The organism is Paenibacillus oleatilyticus (genome assembly GCF_018998565.1).
Taxonomy (GTDB): domain Bacteria; phylum Bacillota; class Bacilli; order Paenibacillales; family NBRC-103111; genus Paenibacillus_G; species Paenibacillus_G oleatilyticus.
Genome location: NZ_JAHNZO010000004.1, coordinates 118020 through 130562 on the forward strand (window position 1 = coordinate 118020; position 12543 = coordinate 130562).

Below are 12543 nucleotides of genomic sequence, written 5' to 3' on the forward strand. Positions count from 1 at the left end.
ACTCTTTTCTGCTATAAATATAAGAGATTGTATTTTTGTTTCAGCTCAAGTAAGACCTCTCTTGCTTCTCCACTATTAAAAGCGAGATTAGCAAATTCACTTGCTCTCATTAGCTCTTTTTTAATCAAAGCTCGTTCCGTGTTGAATATTGGGGGAGAGATTTCTTGTACTTCTGAAAGATTTCTGGGGACAACAATAAAATCATGTATATACGCAAACTTTTTATTGGGGTGCCTCCTCAATATTCTCCCTCTTCTTTGGATAAACTCTCTCGGATTTGTACTACTAGAAAGTATATATGCGGTTTGCGTCGCTGGAACATCCACGCCTTCATCAAGACATCTTATAGCAACTAACCCCTGAACATCACCTTTTTCAAATTCATATAAAAGCCTTTTTCTTTCATCTGTAGATTCACCCGAAGTAAACGGATGGACCTTCATCTCCAGGTCCTGACCTAGCATTCTTATGATTTCTTCTACTTGCCTAACCCCATCTACCTTTTCATCACCACAATAAAATAAATTAAATTTAGAATCTCTTCTGTCTTTTAGTAAATTATAAAGTAACTTTGTTTTATTCCTTGCACGACCTATCAACTTTGCCCTCTTAATTAATAAATTTCTGAATTTCCCGCTAGTAGAACTATCAATCTCTATACTGTCTCTTTGAAAAATGTTCAATCTCGCAATTTCTTTAGATAAGTCATGATAATCTTGCATTTCATCCTCTGTGAGCTCGACTATATGTGGATAATAATAATATTCAGTAAGAAACTCACCGATAGCTTCTTTAAGCCCAAAAGTATAAATAACACCTGGTTTAAAATAGCTATTTAATCGAGCTGTCCCTTCAGGATCCATCCACCTTACAGGTGTTGCAGAAAGAGCAAGCCTGAATTGAATATGCTCGGGAAGTTTATTTAGTGCCTCTTTTGCCCCAATGTGATGAGCTTCATCAACAATTAACATTGCCCCTTTGGATATTTTATCCAGTATCTTTTGAAACTCTTCTGTTAAGAATGTTTTATTAGTAGTGATTACACAAAAACATCTTATATTCCCCAAATTATATGACAATATTTGATGATTCAGTTCATCAACCCATTTAGCACGAGATTCATATGCAAGTATAGGTTCAAAATTAAACTTTTTTGTCTCATCTGCCCATTGCTCCACTAGGTGTGAATACGGGCAAACAATAATCACACCAATTTGCCTTGTATGTTTGTACCACATTGCTGCTGCAGATAACGCTGTTATCGTTTTTCCTGTTCCCGTAGCCATTTCGAAAATTCCTGATCCATCTTTAGCAAACCATTCTCTTATTGCTTCTTTTTGATAATTCCGAAGAGTAATATAAGAGGGAACAATTGGTTCTTTACAAGTGTTTATTGTTTCATTTACACTATTGAGTGAGATACATCTAAATCCAGGATCATAATCTTTATAATAAGTAGCATACTTTAATAAACTATTTTTTATAGCATCGTTAAAAGTAATTACATCTAAATTATTTGTTTTATTATCCCAGAGCTCCGCGAAGTTACTATTCTTTTTTTTGACTCTTTCATAATCTCCAGGTCTCCAGGAACAAAAAACGTCTACCTGCTCAAAGTTGGAACGAAGCCCTCCTTCCGTTTCATTTGCAGAACCGGAAAATACAACCGAGTTTCCTAGTCCATCTTGAAAAATACCCAATTTTTCATGATAAATACCTCGATCAAGTTTACCTCGAAGCACGGCAATTTTTATATCAAGCCTATTCTCTGAGATTAATCTTGCTAAAAATGATAATCTCTCTTTTACGATAGTTTCATCAATACCATCAAGCTGTCTTAATAGAGAATCCTTTATTATATCTTCCCTGTTTCTATATCCTCGATTAATAGCTTCTACATCTTCTTCTGAAAGGTATGGAGAAGCTATAAGTTGCATCCTCCCTCCATTTTTAAGTAATTGTAATACTCCTCTAGCTACTAGCGAAAGGGATCCACTCGTAAAGTACCCTACAGATCGTTTGTAAATTATACTGTTTGATAAACAAGGGACATAAAAATCATCTATAATATTATCGGTATCACTTCTATACTCATCAATAATCTTTAGATCGGATAAATTCATTGATATCACCCAAGTTAGGGGCTGAGTATCTACATCCCCCTTATTCACCAAACATAAAAAAATTCCACAAAAAGTGCTGCCAATTTTAATTTAATTTAAGTAATTGTTCTACAAAACTCTTAAGACTTGTCGAGTTCTCCATAGCTAATTCTAAATTGTAATTTCTTTTTAAGAAATTATAGAAATCCGGTTCATTACCATGTAGAATCAGATTCCTTAACGTTTCTTTATTCTTAATAACAGTTTCCTCTAGGAAAACTCCTGAAAAACCAATTTTGAACCAACTTTCAATGTGAGGATCAACAACTATGAATGAGACTCTTTCTGATAAATCAACAGTTAATTTTTTTATCGACTCACTGAAATTCTCTTGGTAATTAGCATTTTCTTTATTCAATAAAGTTAATACTAAAGCTGATTGTTCTACATGATTACGAATAAAGTCAGAAAAATCTTTTATTTCACTATAAAGACCCTGTATAGACAAAATAAATATTTCACTTTTAAGCTTAAGTTTACTTAATACTAGATTTACAATAAACTTTTGTGAGTTATCTTCAACAATAAAAGTAATGCGACGCTTAGCTGTGTATCCTTTTTCTATATCTGTAAAAAATAAATCTCTATTATTTTCATTTTCATAATCTGAGCTTATCGATTTAGAAGAAATTTCAATGTTTTGTTCTTCGCCGTAAATATCCTTATTATTTGCTTGACTAGGTCCCCTATCTTCGTTTGATACCTCAATAGAGTCTTCACTGACATCTGCTACTTTCATAGAAGACTCAGTAAAGTCTTCTCCACTGTTTTCATACCTATTATTTGAACTAAAAATAAATGATTTTTCAACTTCAGTTATCCAAGTTATTAATTTCTGTTCAAAATCTACGATATTTTCAAAAGGAACTATCCAGTTATTTTCTTGTTTCTTTGTAATCCAATCTATAAAATCAAAAACTTCATTTCCCTGAGCATAAGCTGGTCGAAAACTTACTAGTTCTTGATTTTTTCTTCTTGTTTGTTTTTCATCCAAGGTTTTCTGACGAGCAAAAGTTATAACGTGTTTTTTAAGGTTATATGCCTCGATTAGTTCACACCAAGTGATACTTAATTTTTCCGCAGGAATAGTAATCTCCAGTTCAACTTTGTCAGATTTTATTTTAAAAGGTTCGATACTAAAATTAAACTTACCTTGATATAGGCCACCATATCTTCTATCAATTAAACAAACAACGATATCACAATGTTTAATCGCTTTGATGCATTGATCATGCGAGTGGAGTCCTAAATTTGCAGGAAACGTGGGGCTTTCATGATAAAGAACCTCATGCCCTCTTTTTTGCAAGCGATCTACTACCAGCGCTCTTAGATCAATTAAATCATAGCTTGTTGAACTAATAAAAATTTTAATAATATAACCTCCCAGAAAACATTGTCTTCTAAATATATAGTTATAAAAATTCAAAGTTCTAAAAATAAGGGTACATCGATTAAATATTATTCTCCAAATTTACCATATAAATCACTACTATCGATCAATCCATTAACTCTGAAACTTCAAGAACAGAAATCCCCTCCAAATTGGGGGGGACGCCAGTTTTTTTGATTCATCTCTACAGTAAGGACAGGACACTAACCCTAGAAAATCTCCTATTTCAGAAGTTATTGAGATTCATTTATAATGATTAATAGTCCTTAATTTGAAGCCCCTTAACTATGCTTATTAATTAAAAACAACAAATAATTATCAAGGTTAGACAATGACTCAATCTCCGAAGCCATAATGTCTAGCCCTTCCTCAATGTAACGCAACATATAATCATCCACAGCTTTTGCATCAAGTGGCTGCCCCACCTTCTCGATAATCATGTGCTTGTACAAAATGTAATCATCGCCGCGCGCAATAACACCATCAGGAATAACAAATCTAGTTTTACGGTCTTTCTTCTCAGGTGGTTTTTCCAGAGAAGCTATACCTTTTACAAAAGCCAGCCGAAGGGCTTCCGGCCTTTTTTCATTAAGCTCTAGTTCGCTCATTATTGTTATTAGTTTTTCTTCGCCTTCTATTGATAAAGGCATCCTGCCGTTTGCCATTTGCCCCTGCCCCTATTCAAATGTAAAATAACCTTCACTTACTTTTGTTGAATTCTCCACATCGTCATACTGCAACAAATATGATTTCTGCACAAACGGTTCTATTTCTTCAACAAAGTCCTTTGTAATCTCAGTATCTGTCGTCAGTATAATTACCTGATCACTTAGATTAGTAAAGTAACGATTCACTAAATTTGCTCTGTGAATGCTATCCAGCCGCGCAAGCGGTGTATCGATTACAAACGGGAAATTTGTTCCAGAGACTTTAGTAAGCGCCCAAATCATCGAAAGAGCGATTAACTGCTTCTCCCCTTCTGATCGCGAAGTTAGGTCCACTTGACGACCAAATTCATCGTAGATTTTAAGAGCAAACTCATTAGGATCAAATTCTACCCTATGCAAGTCTCTTTTTCTAAATAGTTTTAGAAGTATCGTCTCAATTTCATTTTTCAATTGCTTTGCTTTTAATATCGTAACCTGGTCAATGAATTCTTTTGTTGCACCAATCAGACGCGTCATAAGCTCCATTTTTTGTTCAACGGGACCGAGTTCACTCTTTGCTTGCCTTTTTCTCGTAATCTCATTTAGCAACTGATGGTGTCTGTCTTGGAGTTTTCTAATCGACTCGCCTCTTGTTTTTCTTGCAGCGTATAGAGCTCCGAGTTCCTCAGAAATTTTCGCTAACTTTTCGTCCTCTTCTTTTGTGTCTATGACATCTGGTGCATCGTTGAGTTGCTCGAGTAATTTCTGTAATTCTCCTTGAATCTTTATTCGTTTACTCACTAGGCCTTTTACGTCAACGTTACTTGATAAGGATGAATTTAGAAGCATCTGAAGCTCATTTTGCGAAAGGTCGTTCACGTGTAAAACATTAATTGGTTCAACTTTTACTTCTTGAACTTGATTTACTTTAGCCCATACACTTTTGCCCTTTTCCTTTAATTGTTCTTTCTGTTCGTTATTCAATGGCGGATTAACTTCTACATTTAGAATCTGGCTTATAAACCGATCATATGGTGCAAACATTGCTGCACTTTTAGTCATGCTATTTATATAATTTTGTTCCTTCTTTATTCTTTGTTGAAGTTGCCTAACCACTGGCGCGGCAATTAGATTAGGAAGTGAGTTCCGACCGAACCTTTCCAAAGTGGTAAAAATCAACTTCAACTCGTTTTCGAGTTCTCCTATTTTCCTATTAATTTGTCCTTTTGTTACACTACTATTGGCTAATTTCAACCGGCGCTTTTGATTCAAATAATTTTTATCTTCATTAAGAAACTCAATTTTTTTCTCGTCTGGTCTTTCTTCTGATTTTAGAAGTTCCAGTTCTGTAGCGCATTTTTGAAGTTCCTCGGATAACTTCTGCAAATCCTCGTCTTTTACCGTTTTAGCAAGAGCCGCCTCATCTTGATTGCGAATTCTAAATAAATCCTCATACAGTTGATTATATAATTCTAAAGATACGATTTTTTGGATGGCTTTAATCGTTTCTTTCGTATCATGCTCCCCAACCAAATCCCTTATTTTCTCAGCATCAAATATAAAAAACGGAGCTACATCGATTGGAATTCTCTGATCAATAAATTCATTAAATTCTTCTTCCGCAGTAGTCACTTCGCGCAGTTCGTCGCCAGAAGCAACAAAAATTCTTCTTGTTTCAGTGATTTCATTCTTTTGATCTTGCTTGAAAGTGATTTCAATAACATATGTACCGGTCCGATCGGTGAAGGAGAGCTGAATTTTACTTTCCCTGCCCCCTTCTCGATAGTACCTTCTATTTATTGCTTCATTCTTTATAATTTCATATTCATCTTTAGAGAACTTTCGTCTTCCATAAAAACAAATAAAAAAAGCATTAATTAGTGAAGTTTTACCTGCCCCGTTTAATCCACCAACCAATGTAATATTTTGATCATATGCTGAAAAGTCTTCCTTTTTTTTGTGAAGTTCTAACTTTTGCGTACCATAATAAGGTCTGTAATTCTCAAAAGTTATATAATTGAAAATCATAGAATGCTACGCCTCTCTTCCTCTTGCTCAACCCAATCCATGACCATGTCGGATATTTTGTCGAAAACACCTCTTCTTTTCGACATGTTCTTATCAGCATATTCTTTTTCAATCCTGAATAATTCTTTCAAGTAACGCGGCTCTATGTTATGTTTCCTACATATTTCATCTAAGAGTTCATCTTCTTCGTTAAGCAATGACGACATCTTCTGTAAGCCTCCTAGGGGAAATTTAACAAATATACATTATCATTTATGTACGGTATAATTTTCATTATAGTAAATTGGAACCAATTTTACTAGGAGGAAAAACCTTGAAAATCCTTTGTTCACCCAATACAGAAGATGTTGAAACATATATAAAATCACGTTTTGAGATTGGTAAAAAACCACTTCATCTTGTACCCACAATGATTTTATATAGAAGAAGATTAAAATTTTACTTTTCATTTCTCAGAACATTTTTTAACCAAACGCAGATTAGTTCAAAGGAATTTGATATAGAAGAAGGCATACGACAATATGTCGAATTATTTGAGGTTGACCAGTATATAAAGCATATGGTTATTTCTGCTTCCAGCTCATCGACGCTATCTAAGTCTGAAGCCACTGTAATTCTGGAACGAATTATAAATCAGATTCCTGAAACCAACAATTTAAGCTGGAAGTCTGTAATTCATGACTTAGCACGCACATTCGAAGAACTGAGTTTGTCCGGACTTAGCTTAAATACCCTGCGAAGTTTCGATAACAGTAGAAAATGGCAGCAAGCTCTGGACATATATGAATTATTTCTAGAGGATTTACAGCTAAGGGAATTAGCTGATTATGGAATTTCGGCTAATACGAAAATTAATGAATTAGATGTATCTATATACGATGAATTAATTTTAGATGGTGCATTTCTCCCACTTAGCTCTAGACATCAACGAATTATAAATAAATTTATTGAACTAAATAAACCTATCACAATCTTTCTGCCTTATGACTTATCAACGCCTGACCAGCCGGCTTCAAAGGCAATAGAAGATATATATCAAAACTTTTTACCCAAAACAGAGTGGGAATCGATTCAGGATAAAACAAGATCAAGTTCTTTCTTCATTGATCGGTTACCTAAGCTCATCTTTAGAGACGCACAAGAAACAAAACTTGATAACTCCGTATCGTTCTTAAGGTTTGCTACCTTGGAAGAAGAATTATCCTACATCATGCGCCAGGTTTACGTTCTGGTAAAATACAAAGAAGTAAATCCACGACAAGTGGTCATTGTGACGCCAAATGCGATGGAATTACGACCTTTAATTAGAGAAATATCTGAGCAAAACAATTTAAAGGTTCGGTTACCACAACGACCTTTCATGCACTTAACACAAGGAAGAGCCATTAAATATTTATACGACATCCACACTGATATTCGTAAGTCAACTGATTCTTACCTAAATATTGCGATGTTTAAAAATTTCATTAGTAGCACCCTACTAAGATGCAATGTAGGATTATCGGATTCTTTTGAGAAAATAGAAAGTTTCTTTGTAGACTGTATTTCTATTGCAGATTGGAAAAGTGTATTAGCTGCACTTAATACAACGAAAGATCAACTCATTCCGGAGAAATACCCACATCATCCAATAAACAGTGTTGAGCCAAAAGAATTAAAAGATATGTTCGAAGTTATTCAAGCACTTGAGGAAATTAGCAATTTTCTGATTAACATTTCAGCAAGAACTGTTAAAGAACATGTGCGATTGCTTATCAAATTTCTTGAAGAAGATAATCGATTTATTAAACTTGAAGAACCTATTCAACTTCGACTTACTAAAATTACAGAATCGTTAGGTACACAAGAAAGAATCCCCGTTACAGCCATGGAATTTGGTGAAAGAATATCTGCATTGTTTTCCGAACAAGAAGATTTTGAGGCGGGGGAAAAGGCCAATGTAGAAGAGGATGATTCCGATATCTTTCTTGATCGTGAGATTCTAGTAACTGGTCCGAATAACGTTGAGTTTCAAAGATATGAATATGTGTATGTTTGTCGATTTACGCAAGACGTCTACCCTGAACCAAAAAAATTTGATTGGCTAATAACCAAGGAAATTGAATACAAAATTATAAGCAATACGACTTGTTTCAAACTTCAATCTTCTAAGCAGCTAGAAAATTTTTATCTAAATCGTTCTCTGTACCACATACATTTGATGTTTTGCGCCGCGAACACACAACTTACGATATCTTACTCACAAATTGACAACGGTGTTGCTCTTACTCCAGCTCATTATTTACATGATATTGCTAAGGTTTTCGGCCTTGAAGAAGGTAATAAGCTTGAAAACAAAAAAGCACCTGGTCTTGAAGAGCTATTGATCAAATCGCGTGTATTAAAGTGTCCAAGTAGTATAAAGCCGTTATCGCATAATGAAATTAATACCCCAGCATTACCAAAAATGCTCGACGAACGAGATTTTACCGTGGAGGAAATAGCTATTTATAAATATTGTCCTCGGCGGTTCTATTATCAGAAAAAGTACCAAAAGGAAAACGTGTATTCACAACTCTTTCATTTGCAATCTTACGCTTCATCCTGTTTATATGAGAAGTCAGTTGAGCTACTGGTTTTGGGCCAACCTAAAGTGATTCATGAGATGATTGACCAAGGGAAGCAGCATAAACTTTTTTTAGAGAAGACCAAAGAGTATCGAATGGAAGCTGAGAAGCACATTCGCCCCCTCTTTCCATTAAGTAATCGGCTATGGAGTAACGTCACATCCCAAACTGACTTTTTTTTATCTACCCTAATGCATTGGGTTTTTGACAACCCCTATATTAGGGAATATAGAAAAAGTGGGAATAACAATGTTACATTACAGTTTTTCCTTACTGATCATGAAAAACAAATCAAAATAGATGATTATACGTTTACTGCAACGAAAGAATTTGAGGTTCAATACAATCATGGAGAAATACATCGATACTCGATATCTAATCGAAAAGACATTCTTTCATTTTCTTCCAACGACCACGATGAAAGAGAACACATGAAAGAGACTAAAGAGTGGTATGACCGATTCAAACGAAGTTTTTATAATGATGCTGCTACAGCTCAAACAATCCTTACGGAAATAACAAATAAACTATCCGTAGGCGAGTTTGATAAGAATGCAGGTGGACATTGTAAATACTGCACTTTTAATAAGCTATGTCATGAACGTGAGGTTGACATATGATAACTCCAGAGCAAAAAACAGCAATAGAATCAAATGCTAAGTTTATTTTGGTAAAGGCCGGTGCAGGAACAGGAAAAACTGAAGTATTGAGTCGCCGCATTCTAAGGCTTTTAGAGGAAGATCCCCAACTTAGTATAAAAGATATGGCGGTTATTACATTCACAAATAAAGCAACAGAGAACCTGTTATCACGGTTAAAACTTTATCTTTACCACCAATGGAAATCTGCTCCCAATAAAGATGCTAAGCAACGGTACCGTTACGAACTGGAAAACCTGAATGCTTGCCAGATCTCTACAATTCATAAATTTTGCAAATCAATTCTTGATATAGCCGGCCCTATTCACTTTCATGACTTTGATTATTCACCAAATTTTAGAGTAACCGAAGCATCCATGATTCAAGCTCTCGAGCGTACTTTCGAAACTTGGTTAACTCAAAGATTGGCTGAAAATAAGGAAGTTTTTCATGAAAGATTTATGCCTTTCCATCAATTAAGGAAAACGGTTCTCGATACTTACAATATGATTCGTTCACAGGGTCTGAGCATTGAAAAAGTACTCAAACTTACAAAAGAAAGCCTTATACTTGAAACAGGCAACTCTCGATACATTAAACAGGAAATTGTAGAGATATTGGAACTACTATACAAAAATCACCAACAACTACGCCTGCAATCATTAGATCCTGACAACCTTCTAGAATATTGTTATAAGTTACTTGCAAGAGATTCTGATGTTGTAAGTTCTGTCAAAAGTACTTTCAAGTATATATTTGTTGATGAATTTCAAGATACGTCTCTTTACCAAACGGGAATCATTCGAAAACTCTGTGATAACGACCCCAATAGTCCTAAACTCTTTGTAGTCGGAGATAGCAAACAATCCATCTATCAATTCCGTGGTGCAGATTTAGCCTCCTATGAATCAGTCGAAAAATGGATCGGAAATAGCGGTGATGTCCTTACACTCTCAACAAATTTTCGTTCAACAGGGGAACTCGTTATCTTAGTGAATTCACTTTTCAAGAGAATTAAGGAGAACTATCCTGAGATTCAATTTAAACCTGAACCACTTCAATCTAATCATAAGCCAAAGGAACCGATTTCTTTAACGGAAGCTTACCATTGGATCATAGGAAAAAAGGGAGAATCACAGCCTAAATTGGTTGCTGAGTATATTAAATCTGAAATAGACCGCGGCGTATCACCCAGTGAATTTGCAATTTTGTTCAGAAAGAACTACCCTATGATTGAGTTTGCCGATGAACTGGCTCAATTACAAATTCCCTTTCAGTTAGTAGGAGCGGGTAATTTTTTCAACCAAAGGGAAATCGTCGATACGTATAAAATAATTAATTTCTTGCTACAGCCCCAAAAAAATATCAATATAGAAGAAGCGCTAGAAACAATATATTTCAATTTCAATAAGAATGAGTTGTATAGATTCTGGGAAGAAATTAAAGAAAGCATCAATAATCGAACACCTGCACAGATTCTTGATTCAATATATCAGTTAACAAAAATTAGGGAACGGCTCATTGTTACATCGCCTCAGTCGGCGGCAAACTTAAATAAATTAAAAGAACTTACTAGAAATCTTAACGTAAGAGAGAACATTCAACTATATGAATATCAGACTTGGTTTCACGCTATGATTGCCAGTCATAAGGAAGAACAACAGTCAGACATGCCAACCGGAGAAGATTCTAATTCCGTAACTCTGATTACGATCCATAAAGCTAAAGGACTTGAATATCCAATTGTTATTCTTCCTAGGCTCGAAGAAACATTAAGTAAATCCGTTTTACAACCTGCCATAGTATATAATAAAGCCACTGGGCTAGAATTTTGTTATACTCCCTACTACGGCGACAAGTCAGTTAGACTGCCCAGTCCTAATTATGACGTTACTGTTGAAAACTACAAACAAGATTTATATTCTGAAGAACTTCGAGTACTGTATGTAGCCTTAACACGAGCAGAAAAAAAAATAGTGTTCGTCGGTAACGAACACTGTCCTAAGACTGCAGTCTGTTTTCAAAATTGGCTGAAATTAATTTAACAATGGTATGTACAAAAAAAGTTGCCGTTAGGAGTTTTCTTAGATAACTGGTCTAAGAAAGCTTCTTTTTTTGTGTTCCATTGTATGTGTTTAAAGTCTATAATAAAAACTTGTGCCCATTCATTATCGCCCTTCAAAGTGTCCTCATTGTCTAATGACAACAGCTCTATGAATCCCCCATTTGATGCCAGCAATAAACCCATATCCTCAAAGATCATCTTTATCTCTTCTGAAATCCTTCTTTTTTTTATGAAACGATCGGCATCATAATACACCACAACCTTTTGGTTGATATTCTTTCTTTGCCATTCTCGAAGCTCCGTACAAATAAATAAGACTTCATCAACCAAACTAGGAAATGCATTTTGAGTATACTGGATTAAGTTTTGTTGATTATTTTCTTGAACCTCGTATTCTGGGTATAGAAGCTGATTAACTTTGTTAGTTACTTCAATCGGAAGTGGGTCAATTAGAAATATTTTAGTTACTAGCCCCACTATTTCCTCAACAAAACGACCTTCGTTTAAATCTTCTTTACAAAGAACAAATCTTTCGGGCATTACCGAAGATATTTTTAAACTTTCTATCTCAGCTGGTGACAATCTAGTAAAGAAACATAGGTACCCAACGGGGAAAATAAGCTTCCCCAGATTATTCCCCTTAGAATGAATCATTTCTTTATGATTAGAAAAGAAGTTAATTAATTTAAAACCATACTCGCTCACTTGCTTAAGAGGAGAAAGCACCTTCTTTTCCCCTACTTCAGTAGTAATAACCCAATAATCTGGGGCCAACGATTTTATTGTCTGACTTGTCCAATCCTTTACCTCAATAATAATAATGCCATGAAATGGAGAGTACAGGACTATGTCTGGACGGATGTCCTCAATTAATGGTTCATAAAATATTATCCACGTATCGTCAAGAGTATTACAAAGGAAGTCGATTAATTCCTGTTCGCCAGAAGTCCTAGCGTCAGGAAACTCTGGAAAGATTCTAGCCACTATGAGATCAACTTCTTTCTTTT

Annotated in this window: 8 protein-coding genes; 2 read left to right on the plus strand and 6 right to left on the minus strand. The window is 35.0% G+C overall.

From position 1 onward, the window contains the following. Positions 1-11 precede the first annotated feature (11 nt). The 5 genes from KQX66_RS06875 to KQX66_RS06895 form a co-directional block, all read right to left on the minus strand. Positions 12-2123, minus strand: a complete 2112-nt coding sequence (locus KQX66_RS06875) for a DEAD/DEAH box helicase family protein (RefSeq protein WP_216791320.1) — start codon at positions 2121-2123, stop codon at positions 12-14. 85 nt (positions 2124-2208) lie between these two features. Further along, positions 2209-3588: a DUF4062 domain-containing protein gene (locus tag KQX66_RS06880; RefSeq protein WP_216791322.1), complete on the minus strand. Its 1380-nt coding sequence runs from the start codon at positions 3586-3588 to the stop codon at positions 2209-2211. Between the two features lie 245 nt (positions 3589-3833). Beyond that, positions 3834-4217: a hypothetical protein gene (locus KQX66_RS06885; protein ID WP_216791324.1), complete on the minus strand. Its 384-nt coding sequence runs from the start codon at positions 4215-4217 to the stop codon at positions 3834-3836. 12 nt (positions 4218-4229) lie between these two features. Then, the gene (gene dndD / locus KQX66_RS06890; RefSeq protein WP_216791326.1) at positions 4230-6227 is read right to left on the minus strand and encodes a DNA sulfur modification protein DndD; all 1998 of its coding nucleotides are present in this window, start codon (positions 6225-6227) and stop codon (positions 4230-4232) included. Continuing rightward, positions 6224-6433, minus strand: a complete 210-nt coding sequence (locus tag KQX66_RS06895) for a DNA modification system-associated small protein (protein ID WP_216791328.1) — start codon at positions 6431-6433, stop codon at positions 6224-6226. The genes dndD and KQX66_RS06895 overlap by 4 nt, the downstream gene beginning before the upstream one ends. 107 nt (positions 6434-6540) lie before the next feature. On the opposite strand from KQX66_RS06895, the gene KQX66_RS06900 reads away from it, so the two are divergent. Continuing rightward, entirely contained in the window at positions 6541-9453 is a 2913-nt protein-coding gene (locus KQX66_RS06900) for a PD-(D/E)XK nuclease family protein (protein WP_216791330.1), read from the plus strand. Next, positions 9450-11516 carry a UvrD-helicase domain-containing protein gene (locus tag KQX66_RS06905; protein WP_216791333.1) on the plus strand — a complete coding sequence of 689 codons (2067 nt, stop codon included), beginning with the start codon at positions 9450-9452 and terminating at the stop codon, positions 11514-11516. The genes KQX66_RS06900 and KQX66_RS06905 overlap by 4 nt, the downstream gene beginning before the upstream one ends. Here the strand turns inward: KQX66_RS06905 and KQX66_RS06910 are convergent. After that, on the minus strand, positions 11513-12520 hold the full coding sequence (locus KQX66_RS06910) for a nuclease-related domain-containing protein (RefSeq protein WP_216791335.1): 1008 nt from the start codon (positions 12518-12520) through the stop codon (positions 11513-11515). The genes KQX66_RS06905 and KQX66_RS06910 overlap by 4 nt on opposite strands. Positions 12521-12543 lie beyond the last annotated feature (23 nt).